General features: G+C 64.7%; 14 protein-coding genes and 1 pseudogene. 5 read left to right on the plus strand and 10 right to left on the minus strand.

The window, feature by feature from the left end; all coding sequences use genetic code 11:
• Positions 1–314, minus strand: a pseudogene (locus AC1DGP_RS32875) (hypothetical protein); the annotation flags it as partial.
• Between the two features lie 450 nt (positions 315–764).
• Between AC1DGP_RS32875 and AC1DGP_RS32880 the strand changes: the two are divergent.
• Together AC1DGP_RS32880 and AC1DGP_RS32885 are read left to right on the plus strand one after the other, a co-directional pair.
• Positions 765–1,655, plus strand: a complete 891-nt coding sequence (locus AC1DGP_RS32880) for a DUF2950 domain-containing protein (protein ID WP_441508682.1) — start codon at positions 765–767, stop codon at positions 1,653–1,655.
• Positions 1,656–1,834: 179 nt separating this feature from the next.
• Complete coding sequence (locus AC1DGP_RS32885; protein WP_476833111.1) at positions 1,835–2,152, plus strand: hypothetical protein; 318 nt, start codon at positions 1,835–1,837, stop codon at positions 2,150–2,152.
• A 189-nt stretch (positions 2,153–2,341) separates the two neighbouring features.
• Here the strand turns inward: AC1DGP_RS32885 and AC1DGP_RS32890 are convergent, their stop codons facing one another.
• Positions 2,342–3,010: a hypothetical protein gene (locus AC1DGP_RS32890; protein WP_476833112.1), complete on the minus strand. Its 669-nt coding sequence runs from the start codon at positions 3,008–3,010 to the stop codon at positions 2,342–2,344.
• 236 nt (positions 3,011–3,246) lie between these two features.
• Between AC1DGP_RS32890 and AC1DGP_RS32895 the strand changes: the two genes are divergently transcribed.
• Positions 3,247–4,341, plus strand: a complete 1,095-nt coding sequence (locus AC1DGP_RS32895; RefSeq protein ID WP_441508685.1) for a helix-turn-helix transcriptional regulator — start codon at positions 3,247–3,249, stop codon at positions 4,339–4,341.
• 204 nt (positions 4,342–4,545) lie between these two features.
• Here the strand turns inward: AC1DGP_RS32895 and AC1DGP_RS32900 are convergent, their stop codons facing one another.
• Together AC1DGP_RS32900 and AC1DGP_RS32905 are read right to left on the minus strand one after the other, a co-directional pair.
• The gene (locus AC1DGP_RS32900; RefSeq protein ID WP_441508686.1) at positions 4,546–5,874 is read right to left on the minus strand and encodes an MFS transporter; all 1,329 of its coding nucleotides are present in this window, start codon (positions 5,872–5,874) and stop codon (positions 4,546–4,548) included.
• A 51-nt stretch (positions 5,875–5,925) separates the two neighbouring features.
• Positions 5,926–6,588, minus strand: coding sequence for a flavin reductase family protein (locus tag AC1DGP_RS32905; protein ID WP_441508687.1), 663 nt, complete (start codon positions 6,586–6,588; stop codon positions 5,926–5,928).
• Between the two features lie 153 nt (positions 6,589–6,741).
• On the opposite strand from AC1DGP_RS32905, the gene AC1DGP_RS32910 reads away from it, so the two are divergent.
• The gene (locus AC1DGP_RS32910) at positions 6,742–7,383 is read left to right on the plus strand and encodes a GntR family transcriptional regulator (RefSeq protein ID WP_476833113.1); all 642 of its coding nucleotides are present in this window, start codon (positions 6,742–6,744) and stop codon (positions 7,381–7,383) included.
• Positions 7,384–7,554: 171 nt separating this feature from the next.
• Here AC1DGP_RS32910 and AC1DGP_RS32915 read toward each other — a convergent pair whose 3' ends face one another.
• The 4 genes from AC1DGP_RS32915 to AC1DGP_RS32930 all read right to left on the minus strand — a co-directional run bounded on the left by AC1DGP_RS32915 (position 7,555) and on the right by AC1DGP_RS32930 (position 10,651).
• Positions 7,555–7,884, minus strand: a complete 330-nt coding sequence (locus AC1DGP_RS32915) for a hypothetical protein (RefSeq protein WP_441508689.1) — start codon at positions 7,882–7,884, stop codon at positions 7,555–7,557.
• A 231-nt stretch (positions 7,885–8,115) separates the two neighbouring features.
• The gene (locus AC1DGP_RS32920) at positions 8,116–9,279 is read right to left on the minus strand and encodes a helix-turn-helix transcriptional regulator (protein WP_441508690.1); all 1,164 of its coding nucleotides are present in this window, start codon (positions 9,277–9,279) and stop codon (positions 8,116–8,118) included.
• An 847-nt stretch (positions 9,280–10,126) separates the two neighbouring features.
• Positions 10,127–10,258, minus strand: a complete 132-nt coding sequence (locus AC1DGP_RS32925) for a hypothetical protein (RefSeq protein ID WP_441493102.1) — start codon at positions 10,256–10,258, stop codon at positions 10,127–10,129.
• A 12-nt stretch (positions 10,259–10,270) separates the two neighbouring features.
• Entirely contained in the window at positions 10,271–10,651 is a 381-nt protein-coding gene (locus tag AC1DGP_RS32930; protein WP_441493103.1) for a phasin family protein, read from the minus strand.
• A gap of 946 nt (positions 10,652–11,597) precedes the next feature.
• Here AC1DGP_RS32930 and AC1DGP_RS32935 point away from each other — a divergent pair.
• On the plus strand, positions 11,598–12,230 hold the full coding sequence (locus AC1DGP_RS32935) for a DedA family protein (RefSeq protein ID WP_441508691.1): 633 nt from the start codon (positions 11,598–11,600) through the stop codon (positions 12,228–12,230).
• A 64-nt stretch (positions 12,231–12,294) separates the two neighbouring features.
• On the opposite strand, the gene AC1DGP_RS32940 is transcribed toward AC1DGP_RS32935, so the two are convergent.
• Both AC1DGP_RS32940 and AC1DGP_RS32945 read right to left on the minus strand, forming a co-directional pair.
• Positions 12,295–14,361, minus strand: coding sequence for an alkyl/aryl-sulfatase (locus AC1DGP_RS32940; protein WP_441508692.1), 2,067 nt, complete (start codon positions 14,359–14,361; stop codon positions 12,295–12,297).
• A gap of 249 nt (positions 14,362–14,610) precedes the next feature.
• Positions 14,611–15,426 (minus strand): hypothetical protein, encoded by an 816-nt coding sequence (locus AC1DGP_RS32945; RefSeq protein WP_441508699.1) that lies wholly within the window; start codon positions 15,424–15,426, stop codon positions 14,611–14,613.
• Positions 15,427–15,553 lie beyond the last annotated feature (127 nt).

Below are 15,553 nucleotides of genomic sequence, written 5' to 3' on the forward strand. Positions count from 1 at the left end.
CCGGCCTCGCCCGCCCCGGCGGCCCAGGCCGCCCAGGCGGTGTTGGCGGACCGGGAGGCCCAGGCGGCGTTGGCCGGCCAGGCGCCCCGGGTGGCGTTGGCGGCATTGGCGGCCCCGGGCCGGCTGGCGGCGTTGGTGGTCCCGGAGGGTCCGGCGGCATCGGTGGCGTCGGCGGTCCAGGGGGCCCAGGCGGCGTTGGCGGCATCGGTGGCCCAGGAGGCCCGGGCAGCGTCGGTGGAGCATTGGGCGGTGCGGCGGCAGGCGCGATCGGCGGCGCGGCGGCTGGGATGATCGGCCAGCGTCCGTCCCAGCAACCCGCCCGTCCCGATGCGCGGCCCGGCCAGGATCGCCCCCAGGGCGGGGCCGGACAGGGGCGACCGCAGGCCGACGCAGGCCGACCCGCGACGCGACCGTCGGGCCCCGAGCGGCCCTCGGCACGGCCTCCGACGGCACAGGCGCGACCAGCGGCGCCGCAGGGCGCGAGACCTCGCCCGACACCAAGCCGGACCGCCTTTGACGGCATCGATGCCGGCCGAGGCGCGGCGGCCTATGGCAATCGCGGCGCAGCCAGCCGTGGGCAGATCAGCATGCCGGCGGGCCGCGGCGGCGGAGGCGGAGGCGGACAGATCGGCGGCGGAGGTCGCGGCGGCGGCGCTCACATCGGCGGCGGCGGCCGTGGCGGCGGTGGACATATCGGCGGCGGCGGTGGCCGCGGGGGCGGTGGTGGCGGTCGCGGTGGACGGCGCTGATTGGGGGACATGATCATGGCACATCACGCTCGGTTTTCAGTCCCGGTCTCGCTCGCTGTCCTGATGATGGCGGGCCCTGCCGCAGCCCAGCAGAGCTTCCCCTCACCCGATGCGGCGTCCGCTGCGCTGGTCGAGGCGGCGCGGGCGCGCGAGCCTGGCGTGCTCGATCGGATCTTCGGGCCGGGGGCCCGCGACGTGCTGAGCACGGGCGATGCCACGCTGGACCGCGAGCGACTCGACCGGTTCAACGAAGCTGCGGCGGAATCCGTCACGCTGACACCGCGCGGCGACGCCGCTCGGATCTTGACGCTAGGGAAGCGAAAATTCGAGTTCCCAATCCCGATCGTGCGGCGCGGCGAGGCCTGGATGTTCGATGTCGCGGCCGGTCGGGACGAGATCCTCAACCGCACCATCGGCGAGAACGAACTGCGCGCCATCGAGGCCTGCCAAGCCTATATCGGCGCCCAGCGCGAGTATTTCCGCACGGACCATGATGGCGACCAGGTGCGCGCATATGCCCAGAACCTGATCTCGACGCCCGGCACGCAGAACGGGCTGTACTGGCCGAGAACCGGGCAGGCCGATGTCAGCCCACTCGAGGGCGCCCTGAGCGAGGCCCTGCTGGATCGCGGATACCGGACCTATGCCGGCTATCGCTTTCGAATCCTCAAGGCACAAGGACCCTGGGCACCCGGCGGCGCGCATTCCTATGTCGTCAACGGCAACATGATCGCTGGCTTCGGCCTCGTGGCCTGGCCAGCCGAATGGGGCAAGACCGGCGTCATGACCTTCATCTGTGGACATAACGGGGTCGTACTGCAGAAAAATCTCGGCCCGAAGACCAGCGCGATGGCGGAACGCCTGCTGCGCTACGACCCCGACCGCAGCTGGGCCCCGGTCGAATAGGTGGGCGCGCGCGGCAGCATGCCCGATATCGACGAACGAACGGGCCATGGCCGCCGGCCGCTCCATAGTCTCGACAACTCCAAGTAACCGAGGAGAAAGTGAGGGCCTGTTCCACTGCTGTAACGATGAAGCCCCCGTGGTTCGCACTGGCCTCGCGCCGCGCTCATCCAGGATTCGTCATGCATCCCTCGGTAGAACTTCMTGCCTTGATCCTGGCCGCTGCCTGGCTGGTCGTCCTCATTCGATCGCGAGGGCTCGCGCTGGCCGTCCAATTGCTGATTGGCCTGATCTACCCGTTCCTGTGGTTCGCCTATGGGCTGATCGACGCGCCCCTGCCCATTCTCGTGCCATACGTCCTTGCGGCAGGGGCGGTGGTCTACGCGCTTCGGGGCGATAAGGGCCCGCTCGTCTTGAAGTCGTCCTACGTGATGTCTGCGACACTCGGGGTGCTCACGGTCGCTCTCCTCGAATACTGGCAGCACCTGCCAGCAGGCTAGTGGACGTCACCGCGAGACGACTTGCGGTAGCGCCTGCGCCTTTGGCCCCCGAGTGGATTGCGCGCGCTGGAGCGGTTCCCGCGAGCCATCGAGTTCCCGTTCCGCCACCGGTGCCGTGGCCCCGAGAATGAACAGCCTGGTGCCGAGGTTCCGATCCCTCCTGCCGTGCCGTCGTTCCCGGGCACCGGATCAACTGGAGAGACGAGGGCGCCCCTTGAAATTGGCGATCAGCTCGGCGAGCGGGATCAGCCGATGCGAAACCATACCGCCAACCGGGGCGGAAGGGCTCGTGAATATCGCAAAGCCAGTGGCCTGAACAACCGGGGCAAGCTCCGGCAGCGAGAAGGCCATCTTCATCAGCTCGAACGTCTCGCCGGCATCGGCGACGCGCCCAATATGCAGCCGCACGGCTTCCGCAGTCTCTTGGGGCGATGCGCGAAGCAATTGCCCAAAGGCATCCGCCGCGGCCCAGACAGCGGCGTAGAATGCCAGCGTGTTGTCGAACATGCGGCGGGCATCGCCATGACCAGACGCGGCGCTGATTTCAGCGGCGGAGTGGAGCATGCTGATGAAGGCTTCCAGCCGGCCAGCAATCTTGGTCGCCTTCGACCGACGGGAAAACTCGTTGAACATCGTCGCGTCCATCGTTTGGGCTGAGGACGCGATCATCCGCGCAGGCGAAATCGGACAGACCGCAGCGTAAATTTTCATTGTCGAAGCTGCGCTAACACAGCGCTTCGCGCTGCAATTTGCGCCTTCACGCCAATAAATTGCTATTCTCGGCCAAGTGCCGACAGCGCTTGCCCACCAGCCTCGCAAGGTCAGCCGCAAGCGTTCTGCCCGCGAACCTGCAGGCATGTCCGGCGGCCATGCGAATACCTGAATCAGCAGAGTCCCTTACGCGCGATATCTCAACGTCCACAATAAGGTGAGAACCGCTCTCGCGACCAAATTATGGGTCTTCCCTGCCAAGGTTTCGTCCTGTCGGGCCGCGATCTGTCTGACCATCATCTGCGTCCACAACAGGTCTCGGCCAAGACGATTGAGGAATGGCCCGCACTGTTACACTCTCGTTGACGGGGGGATGGGCGGCGATGCTGGATGCGAACGAATTTGGGGATGCGGTCGCCATGCTCTACGAGGCCGCCGCCGTTCCGGAGGTCTGGCCGACGGCGATCGCGCGGTTGGCGGAGATCGCCGGCTGTACCGGGGGGCTACTCTTCGTGCATTCCCGACAGGGCACGAACTGGGTCGCGTCGAGGGAGTTTTCGCCGGTCTTCCAGCGCTTCCTGGATCAGGGCTGGATGGACCGGAACGCCCGCATGGCCGGTCTTCTGGCGCATGGCGGGACCGGGTTCGTGACCGATCACGACCTCTTCACAGAAGACGAGCTGGCCGAGACCGCGCTCTACCGCGATTTCCTGCGGCCCGAGGGCTATGGCTGGGGCACGGCAACGAATGTGCGTTCGTCCTCGGGCGAGACCATCGTCTTCACACTGGAGCGCAAATTCGAGCTGGGTCCGGTCTCCCGTCGCGAGACAGAACTGCTCGACAGCGTCCGCCCGCACCTCGCGCGGGCCGCGGTTCTGGCCTCGAAGCTGCAGATGCAACGCGCTCAGGTCAGCCTCGATTCCTTCGAGAAGGCCGGTTCTCCGGCTGCCCTGGTCGGCACCGGCGGCGCGCTCTGCGCGGCCAATCCGGGCTTCGAGGCGCTGATCGGGCAGATCGTCGTCAGGGCAAGGGACAAGATCGCGCTTGAGGATCCCCGTGCGAACGCGCTGCTGCAAAAGGCGCTGGCCGATCTCGGGCAGGACCGGGTTGGCGATACCCGCTCGATCCCGGTGCCCTGCCGGGGGGATCGCCCCGCGTTCATCGTCCATGTGCTGCCGGTTCGCCGCCAGGCGCGGGATATCTTCTCGCGCGCCCAGGCCCTGCTCGTCATCACGACAACGGCCCGAAGCCTGCGGATCGAAGCCTCGCTGCTGTGTGAGCTCTACGATCTGACCCGGGCGGAGGCAGCCATCGCCGGCGGGCTCCTGGAGGGCAGCACGGTCGAGCAGCTCGCACTGTCGCGCGGGGTCGGCCGGGAGACGGTTCGCGGCCAGGTCAAGGCAGTGCTCGCGAAAACCGGCAGCCGCTCGCAGGCCGACTTCATCAGGCGGCTGGCTCCGTTGACGCTGTCGGCCTGAGCAGCGGGCCAAGGCGGGCATCACCAAGCCGGGCGGCGCCGGGCTTTCGGTCGGGCCGCCTTGCCCCCGCCTCCTGAGTTGGGAGTGAGCAACAGCCTGTCGGAGGCCGGGATGGCTTGGTCGGAGACGGTGCAGAGGGCCGCGCGATCGGCGGCCCTCCTCTTGTTCACCTTGAGCTTCCGGCCAGGGCCGATATCCCCGGAATCATTCTCGCGGGCTGTTGGCCAGGCGTCCGGTGTCCGGCCGGTCCAGATCGAGATGCCGGGTTTCCGGGATCAGGAAGCCGGTCAGCAAGGTGATCGCGGACACGACCATGAGATAGACGAGGAACAGCGAATGCTGGCCCTGCTGGGCGAGATAGGTGTTCACATAGGGCGCGGTGCCGCCGAAGATCGCGGTCGCCAATGAGAGCGGCCCGCTCACCCCGGTCGCCCGGATCTCGGTGGGAAACACCTCGGCCCAGACCGCCGTGTTCACCCCGAACAGGCAGGCCAGGATCAGCAGCGCCGCGATCATCGCCGAGAGCAGTCCGCTGAACTGGTTGGTGATCATGCCGTCCAGGGTGAAGGTCAGGGCGATGAAGCCAAGCCCGAACAGGATGATGAAGGGCCGCCGTCCGAACCGGTCGGCGAGCCAGCCGACCAGCGGGATCGCGGCGAAGAAGACCGCTTGCGCGATGAGGCTCGCCGTCAGTGCCGACTTTGCATCGAGGCCACGGCTGATCTGGGCGAAGGTCGGGCTGTAGATCAGCCAGGTGTAGAACATGATCGAGCCGCCGGCGGAGAGGCCGAAGACCACGGCGACGCCGCGCCAGTTCCGTGCAAGCGGGGCCAGGCCCGTCGTCTTGGCGGCCTGCTTCTGCTTCTTCTCGAAGCTGGCCGTTTCCGTGAGCTTGCGCCTGAGGTACAGGCCGTAGAGCCCGAGCAGCCCCCCCATCGCGAAGGGGATGCGCCAGCCCCAGCTTTCCAGGGCCGCCCGTTCGAGATTGGCATTGAGCAGGAGACCAGTGCAGGTCGCGATCATCGTGCCGAGCACGACGCTCATCCACGACGTGCTGCCATAGAGCGCGCGCCGGTGCGACGGTGCGCGCTCGACGAGATAGGTCACCGATGTGCCCATCTCGCCGCCATGGGCGATGCCCTGGGCGAGGCGTGCAACCAGCAGGACGACGGAGGCAAACAGGCCGGCCGAGGCATAAGTCGGGGCGCAGGCGATGACCACGCTGCCGCCGGCCGTCACCAGCATGGCGAGCGTCAGGCTGCGCTTGCGGCCGACGCGGTCGGCGTAGAGCCCGAAGATCAGGCCACCCAGCGGCCTGGTCAGGAAACCGGCCGCGAATACGGCCAGAGCCGCCAGCAACGCGGCCGATTTATCGTTCGACGGAAAGAACTGAAGCGCGAAATAGGGAGCGAAGATCGTATAGATCGCCCAATCGAACCATTCCAGCGTATTTCCGAAATTGACTGCGATCAGATCCTTGATGCGACGTGAAGTCGGGGCGCGATCCGCCAGGGATAGCTCGGCCGTTGACATGGAATTCCCCTCTTATTGCTTGGTTCTTCGGTTCAAAAATCGGTGAAACCGTCAGCGCAAGGTGGAGCGCCCTTCCAGCCCTTGCCGCGCGTCTCCGTCCGCGCCCGGAACCCGCATCTCGAAGATGTCCTTGACCACCGTGTAGTCAAAATAGCCGAGGCGAGCGATCGGCTTGATCTTCTCGATGTCGAGCTTTCCACTCGGCAAGATGACGGCGTCATCGATATGGATCTTCTCGACCTGGGCGAAGACGATATCGATGGAGCCGACGGGAGAATTGCCTTTGATCCGGTGAGTGCTGACATATCTGCACTCGAACTTGACCGGGCTTTCCCTGACCATCGGAATGCGGGCGTTATCGGCGTATTCCCGGGTGACGTTCAGGCGATCGAATTCGCTCTCATGCGCGGGCAAGGCCATCGCGCTGATGTTCACGGCCTCGCGCAGGTCGAAGGTCGCCATGTTCCAGACGAACCAGCCCGTCTCCTCGGCATTGAGGACCGTGTCCTTGCGGCGACCGTCTGGATACTGGTTCGCTGAGAACATCACCATCGGCGGGTCGAAGGTGAGGTTCTGCCACTGGCTGTAGGGCGCGATGTTCTCGACGCCGGCTGCGCTGACGCTCGACAGCCAGCCGATCGGCCGCGGCACCGTGCAGCTCTTGAATGGCGAAAACGGCAAGGGACTGGGCTCGAGATGGGGGGCGTATTTCAAGGATCATTCCTCCGGCGACGACATTGAACATCGATAATATGCGACCGATATATCGGATGAATAATGGTTTGGAAAGCCGGCGCGGATGAGGTAGGCGGAATCGAACGCCGCTGCGGATCTGCGCAGCGACACAGCACGGCGCGGAAGGGTGAGATGAACCAGTCGGAAGAAGCCGTCGCCGTGCTGCAACGCCTGATCGTCCGGGGCGAATTGAAGCCCGGCTCGATGGTCTCGGAACGTCATCTGATGGAGTTGACCGGGCTCGGCCGGACGCCGGTGCGGGAGGCGATCCAGCGCCTCGCCCTCAGCTACATGGTGCGGATCCACCCCAACAAAGGCATCGAAATCCCCGGCATCTCGATCGAGGATCAGCTCAGCGGCCTGGAGGTGCGGCGCGCCAACGAACTGCTCGCGGTGGAGCTTGCCTGCGCGCGCGCAACGCAGAAGGACATTGCCGCGATTGAAAAGTTGGCGGCCGTGCTTGATGGCGAATTCACGCTGCACGACTATTCAGAAACGGTCGGGCAGACTCACGCGCTGATCATCGAGGCGGCGCATAATCCCTATCTCGYGGCCCTGATGACGCCGCTGCAGTCCCTGTCGCGGCGCTTCTGGGTCATGCATGTGCGCGACGAGCAGCAGGAGATCGCGCGCGGCAAGCGGCTCCACCAGCAGATCCTCAAGGGCATCGCCAGCAAGGATGTGGCCGCAGCCAGCACGGCGTCGCTGACGCTCAACGCCTACCTCGTGGAATTCGCCCTGGCCGTCGTCGGACGGATGGCAACGCCACGATAGGCCCGGCGAACCAAGGGAAGGCCGGCGAGGGTCAAGACGGTCATGGCCAGACAGAATGTCCGTGCGCCGCGCTCCACCGTCCGCGCGGAGCGAGAGCGTGAATTCCCAACTCGGCTTACGGCGTTGGCGTCCATACGCCGGTTCGGTGCAGTCGGGATGAGGAGCGGAGTTCTAGCGCTTTGCCGTCGTGATCGGTCCCAGCGCGAGAATGCTGTCATAGAGCGCGAGCGCTTCGTCGACGCGACCGGCATAGCAGACCGAGCGCGCGCGGAGCTGCGTCTCAGCTGCGTCATGCAGCCGCTCCGACGGCAGGATCGCGGCCTCGCCATGATCCTCGATCAGGGTGATGGTCGTGATCTCCTTCGCGGCGCATTCGCGGGCAAACCCTGGCTCGCCCTGCGCCATTGCACCCGGCACCATCACCAGGTGGACGCCCAGGACAGATGCGGCAAAGACACGGCAAATTCCGGTGATCGGGCCAGCGGCTCTCGAAGCAGCCATCACGTCTCTCCTCGTCCTGCGTGCAGGGAGCAACCATCCGAAGCTGTGGGAGGCTGCCAACTCCGGCCCGGTTTCGGACCGATGCACAATGCTAGGCAAACGCTTCGCATCCGCATCATCGAAACCGATGAGGCCAGCGACCGGATCATGGCCGAGAGCGGATTGGGCTCATATTCCTGTCCCCGCACCGAAGTGCGGGCCGAGGAGGCGTACAAGCCCGCCCGAACGTGTTCAGGCTCTTAGAGCAGGCCCCTGCGAGGCACGAACCGGCGGCGTCGAGTTGTGCAGCAACTGCAGGAGCTTGCCCTGTCGGGAGGTGCCGGTCTTGGCGAAGATATGCTGCAGATGGGTGCGAAGGGTCGGCTCGCTTATGCCCAACATATCGGCCGCTTCCTTGCCGCCCAATCCCTCGGCCAGCGCCAGCAGCACGCGCAGTTCGCCACCGGTGAGCCCATGCAGCCTGGCAAAGGCCTCGCCCGGCATCAGCGGCGCCTGGGCAGGGTCCTGCATGAACACGGCGCAGGATGCGGCAAAGGGGGCAACCGTGCTGCGGCGCTGCCCGGACGCGACTGGAAGGAAGGTTGCGACATAGCCGGTGCCCCCGGCATCCGGCAGGGCCAGCGAATGCGTGTTCGTGTCAATCGCGATGTCGTCGCGCCCGGCCTGGTCGAGGGCCCGCGAGAGGCTGGCGCGCGCCGCCGGATCCGTGGGGGAAAGCCGGTTGTTCACGAGCCGGATCGAGCCACCGGTTCTGACCTGGCGCTCGGCGGCCGCATTCATATAGACGACGCGGCCATCGCGGGCGGTGAGGTAAACACCTGCAGCAAGCGCATCGAGCGTCCGTTCCAGCATCTCCGATTTCAGCACCCTGATATCCAGCGCATCGGAGATGGCGAGCGCGCGGCAGACATGCGGCGCGAGCAGCTTGAAGAGGTCGATATCAAACTTCTGATAATACTCGATCTTTTCGCCGCGAGAGGCGTGCAGCGAGGCCATGCGGCCACCGGTCCGCAGGGCCGGAAACCAGATGATGTCCTGCACGCCGAAGGGCTTCAGCACATCGCTGAAGAACCTGCTCTCGACCAGTTCGGAGTGATTCATCGAGAGCGCGCTGACATCGCCGAGATTCGCGACGACATCGGCAGCGGCCATAGGACTTTTCGCATAATGCGTTCCGAGCTGCACCAGGAACTCCGGCGGATACCCGAAGACGAAGAGCTGGTCGTTCAGCACCTGCCGGAGATCGTGGACGCAGATTCCACCTGCCGTGCTTTCGCAGAGGGCGGCAATGCTTCGGCAGGTGTCGGGCCAATGTTGGGGGTCGAGCGCACAATCATAGATTCTACCGATTGTGTCGGATAACGCCTGGGCCGAGGCTCCGTCGAGATCAGCCATGTGCAATCCCCAGCCCGTCAGTTGCCGCGAGTACCTGCTGTTATTGTCGCCAGTGGGAAAATGCTGCACCACACTGAAGAATGACGCAACCGGATTGACTCGAAATACTCGATCCCTGTGCTTTCTTCCAAGTAATATGACGCAAGGTTAATCATCGCTTCCGTCGCTCGTTCCTGTCGCTCCAGCGCGCGGAATGAAAGTTCGCAGTTTCGGCGAAACCCTGCACCAGCACTCAGGATCCGACGCGCGGCGCGAGATCCAATGCGGTGTCAGACCGTTTCATGCTAGCGCGCCCGGATGAGGTCAGCGGCAGGCGGAGCAGCAAGCAGGCTCATTGGTTCCGACGATGTGCCAGCTTCAGTCGGATGCGTAGCATCGCGCCTCACCACGCTCCGACATCGCCACTCCAGGAGGCTACCATGCTCGCTTCGGCTCCTGCGCTCCCGCTGGCTACAGACTGCCCCCTCGAAATCCCCCGGCTGCAGCCTGTCCCGCCGCCGGTCCACCAGCCTTCTGACCTCTGCGGCACTGCGGCAACCACGAAGGCGGGGCCTGCCGCGGCCCCGCTGCAGGTCACGCCGGAGCTCATGGAATTCTACCGGAACCGCGCTCATGATCTACGGGCCGAGGCGATCCGGAACGCGGAAAGCAGTGTCTGGTCCTTCCTCACGAGGATCGTTGGGCCGCGCTGACGGCACGTGGCGATGAGGTCCGGGATCCATCGCGAGCCGATGGGCCGCCCCTTGCGGCCCTCCGGGGAGCCGGAACCTGTCCGCTGCAGACCTGGCTCCGAAGCATGGCGGCACCCCTGCCCTAGATTGGCGCCGCCTTCGGCGGCGGAACATGATCACGCCCTGCGCCAGGCGAGCCACGCGCTCCAGAGCAGGCTCGAGAAGAAGCCTTCGGGCCGCTCGAAGCCGGCGCGATCGAGCAGTTCATGACAATCGGCCCTTGGCTCACCGCATGCGAAATCGCGCATCGGGCACCCTGCTCACGCAGCCTTGCGCGAGACTCTGCCCTGCAGGGACAGCGGCTGCGATGATGGGCCGATGACGTCTTCGGTCAGCCTGCCGCATTCCACCATGATCCCCTCGCCGAGATCGGCGAGCGCCATGCTGTCGTCGATCAGCTTTTCGGACAGGCTCATCGCGGCCTCGATCTGGCCGGCCTGGAACGCCATGAGGCCATCCGCGTCCTTGATCTCGGCGGCTGCGCTCAGCCGCGCGAAGCCCAGGTCCATGCAGCTCCGCAGCATCCTCATCTGCAGCACGCCAAGCTTCTGGGCGGCGTCCAGGGCGAGCCTGTTCGTCTCGACTGCGACAGTCAGAGAATTTTGCAATGGGTCCATCAGGGTGTTCGAGAGCTCAGGCATGGTCGCGTCTCCCTTGCTGTGATGGTGGGACGACAGCGCCTGGAAGGTGGCCGCGCTCGGGCCGCTTTCGGGCCGTCCTAGCCAAGATCGGATCGTCCCATCGCGGCGACCGTGGACAGCGCGGCCGATATCCGCGAACGAACCAACCGCGGCCCGCCGCAGTCTGGGATGAGGCTGCGCCGCATGCCGGGATGATGCCCGCGTTGTGCTCGTGGATGATGGCGGTTTCCTGACGGGAGAGTTCGTCGCCCCCCGCGCAAGCCGCGGGACCGCGTTGCCCGTTGACGAAGTCGTGACCCCGGCCAGGAGCCCGGCAGCCTCAACGCCGCTTGCGCCGCGCAGGGGCAGGTTCAAGATGAGATAGAGGCTTGGCTGGCTCCGTCACCGGAATGCAGGTCCGCGACGGGTTCGCTACGTGAGTTCCGTCGTTGTGTCTGAGGGAGCGTCGCATGCTTGTGAGACATCACGTCAGGGCTGTCTGGCTGCGTATCGGGGTCGTGCTGGCACTCGCTGCACTCTTTGTCGCCCCGATGGCGTTCAAATAGCAGCGCGAGACGGCGCCGAGCCGGGGAGCGGGATCCGGCCGCCCGGTTTGCGCCCGCGACAGCCGGCGGCTCAAGTCACACGCTCGCGGGTCAGGCTAAAACGTGAGTCCGCCGAAGACCTTGCGCGCGATGACTCAACGTCCACAATAAGATGAAGAGGGCCCCGCGACCGGACTGCGAACAGTCCTGGCCCGGCGACCGGCCAGGCAATCATCTGCTCCGGGCAGCCTGACGACCGACGATCCATGGGAGGGTTTCGCGCCGGTCGACCGTGGAGCCTTCCGCCGCGACCAGTCGATTTACAGGCCGAGCGCTCCGCCCATAATCACCGCAGATGTGCCGATTTGTCTTCGGGCAGGATACGATATCGGCTCCGATGATCCAGCGAGGCGACGCGCGGAATGGAACATCTGTTTTCGGCCGTCGAGCCCTATATTCACGAATATGGCGCTGTCGCCATCTTCGTGATCCTGTTTCTGGAGTCGCTCGGGGCACCTTTGCCGGGGGAATCCGCGCTGATCTTCGCCGGCGTACTCGCATCCCGCGGCGAGCTGTCCTTGTCCGCCGTGCTCTTCAATGCCTGGGTGGGAGCTGTCCTCGGCGACAATGTCGGCTACCTGATCGGCCGGACCTTCGGCCGAGCCGTCATCCTCAAGCATGGATCGCGGATCGGATTGACACCTGAGCGCTTCAATCACGTCGAAGCGGTCTTTGCACGTTATGGTCCAGCGACGGTGGCCGCGGCGCGGTTCGTCAACATCCTTCGGCAGCTCAATGGCATCGCCGCCGGCACGACCGGAATGGATTGGCGGCGCTTCCTGCTTTTCAACGCGCTCGGCGGCGCTCTGTGGGTTGCCGTCTGGGGTGCCGGCGCCTTCTATTTCGGCACGCATATGTCCGGGATCGCGACCTACATCCCGCGATGGGGTCATGTTGGGATAAGGGTGCTCCCGCTCGTCCTGGCAGCCATCGGCACGGTCGTGCTCCTCGTCTGGCTTTGGCGCAGCCGCAAGCAACAAGGCTCGCCGCAATAGAGGTCCGAAAAGAAAACCGAGGAGCTTTCGCGCTCCGGGATGACTGAGCCCTTCCTTGGTTTAGTCAGGGCCCCTCGTAATAGGTCGCGTCGTCCTGCAGGATTTCGGGTCTTGGCGAAGTTCCGGTCTCCTTCTTCGTGCCCGGCAGGACTTCGAACCAATTGTCGAACTTGACCATTGTCGAACCGAGCTGCGCGAGCACGGCGGGATTTCCTTCCATCCTGGCCCTTCCGGCCGAGACCTTGTCGGCCAGCTTCGCCGTGCCGATCATCACGTCCTCCAGCTCGCGGCGATCGATCGTGATCGTCAGATCTGCATCCGCGGCCTGATAGCCGGCGATCGTCGTCAGCGTCGCATTGCTCATCTCGACCACAAACCGCTCGCCATTGTCCGGCGTCGAGATATTGATCTTGAACTTCATGCCGTCGGCCTTGCGGCTGTCCATCTGGACCCCGAGGTAATTCAGGAACAGCTCGGTGGTGGTGCCGCGTACGAAGTCGGGGCTGCCCGCCTTTGCCGCTTTCACCGCGATGACGCCATCGCGCAACTCCTTGGCGCCGGCCAGGAAGCTGTTACGCAGGCTCGGGCTCTCGAACTGGTAGCCCATCTGCTCGAACGTGTCGGCGAGGAGATTTTTTGCGTCCTGATTGCCCGGCTCCGCATAGACCAGCTTGTTGAGAATCTCGGTTGCGTGACGGTACATGCCCTGTTCGTAGAGCTCGCGCCCCTTCGCCATCACCTTCGCGGCGCCGCCCATCATCTCCACGTAAAGCGGTGCCGATTCCTCCGGCGACAGTGGGACCAGGGTTGCCGGGTTCAGATCCCAGAATCCAAGGTAACGCTGGATCACGGCCCGGCTGTTATGCAGGTAGGAGCCGTGATAGCCGCGGTCATACCATTGCTGAAGCAGGCTTTTGGGCGGCTCATAGACATTGTGGATCTGGTTGATCGTCACGCCGGAATTCGCCAGATGCAGGACCTGGTTGTTCAGGTTCGCGTACATGTCGCGTTGTCCGCGCATCACCTCGGCAATCCGCGCCTTTCCCCAGCGGGGCCAGCTATGCGATGCGAACATCACCTCCGCCTGATCGCCGAACCGGTACAGCGCCTCGTTGATATACTGCGACCACGCCAGCGCATCGCGCACCGGCGCGCCCCGCAAGGTGAGCACATTGTGCTGGCTGGCGACGATGTTCTCCGCGGCCCAGAACGCCTTGAAATCGGGAAACCAGGTGTTCATCTCCGCCGGCGCTTCGGTGCCGGGCGTGTTCTGAAAAACCATCCGCACGCCGTCGATGGTCAATTCCTCGACCGGCTGCTCGATGCTCCGGGTCGGAGGCAGGATGCCGACATCACCGCTGGCGACTCCCTTGCCGATCGATGAATCGACATGGCCATACGGGCTCTGAGGCAGCAGGTCGCCATAGGTATAGCTCTTGCGGCGGGTCATCGCGTTGCCGGCATAGAGATTCTCGGAGATGGCCTCGTTGATGAAGCCCTTGGGGGCAATGATCTGCAGCTTTCCTGCCGCCAGCGCAGCATCATCCACGACGCCGCGGATTCCGCCGAAATGGTCACCATGGGAATGGGAAATGATCACGGCCACGACGGGGCGTTCGCCGAGTTTCTCGTTGATGAACCTGAGCGCGGCGCGAGATGTTTCCTTGACGGTCAGGGGGTCGATCACGATCCAACCGGTATTCCCTCGGATGAACGAGACGTTGGCGAGGTCGAAGCCACGGACCTGATAGATGCCAGGCACAACTTCAAACAGGCCATACTCCATGTTGAGCAAGGCCTGGCGCTGCAGTGACGGATGGATGCTGTCATAGTCCTTCCCGTTCAGGAGGAAGTTCCAGTTATCCATGTTCCAGGCCACGTCGCCCTTGTCATTCATGATCTTGCGGTAGGGCGGGGAAGCGATAAAGCCGCGCTTCGCTTCCTGGAAGTCCTGCTTGTCGGCAAGGGGCAATATCCGCCTCTGCTGTTCCTGCGCTTCGATCGTGAATCGCGAAGGCATGTTCCCCTTCGGATGGAAATGCTGCTGCTCCTGCGCGACCGAGGCATCACCAAATGCTCCCGCGACGACTGCGCCAAGCACAAGCGCCAGAATTCTCAACGAGCCGCTCATTTTCTAGCCCTTTGTATTGGCCGAATGAAGCATCAGACGCGGGGGACGAGATTTCGACGAGGCGGGTCTACGGCGTGCCGGCAGGATGAGAGCTTGCTCCTCGGCGCGGCGGCCGGATGCGGCCCGCACCTGCTTTGCCGGCATCACTTGACACGCCGGGTCGATCTCTGGCCGAGGACCGTCTCGACGCGAAGGGAACGACCCTGAGCAGTTTGCGCTTGCCCCACCGGCCCGGCGCACCACGGGGATCTAGTAGCAGGCCGGATAGGGATAGTACCCGCACTGACCATAGCCGTAGCCATATGGCCGCGTCGCAGCGAGTCCGGCAGCCGCACCCAGCGCCGCCCCACTGGCATACCAAGCGCCATTATAGACCGGCGCATGCCAGTAGGCGCCGCCAACCCGGGCTCGATCATAGGCGCCCCAGCGGTCATAACCCACACGATCATCCCCCAGTCGCGCATCGCCGCCAAACCGATCGCCTCCGCCAAAGCCACCCAAGTCGCGCCCGCCAAAATCGCCGCCTCCGAGGCGGCCGCCGAACCCGCCGCCGCCGAAGCCTCCGAAGCGGTCGATGAACAACGCCGCCGGCCCGCTCGCCCCGGTGAGGCTCCCCTCGAGGATTGAGACCTCAAAGGTCAGGTTGCCCGCATCGAGTTTCGGCGATCGCAACGTCACCACGGCATCGCTGACTTTCGAACCATCCCCGCCCAGGACCGATATGGTGGCGTTCGGCGGATCCTTGGCGAAATTGTCCTTTCCTTCGTCCCACTGCATGATGAACTGCCTGGTGGCGACATGGCCGGCGGCGCGCACGGGGCGATCAGCGAAAACGATCGAATTCGCCGAAACACCCGTCAAAGTCAGGGTGTTTCCCTCCAGCTTTGCGCCTGTCGAGTTGATGACGGCGAGCGAGGGAACTGGCCCCGTGGGTGTGGCTACACCGATCGTCTTTTGCAGGGGGATGTTCGGCCGAGGCTCGGTGCCTTGCGCCTGAGCCTCACCCCGCACCGATCCAAGCCCAGCAAGCAGAAAAATGACGCAGGTGAAGTGTTTCGTGAGCATTTGGAGCCTCCCTTGTGGGTGTGCACGCCTTCCGCCGGCGCGCGTGCAAAAAGCCCAGATCGCTCGGCGCAATGCGCTTTCACGGCGTGTCAGAATGAATGAGATGTCCCCTTTCACATTGCGTGCA

This window comes from Allobosea sp. 05T433 (genome assembly GCF_056396065.1).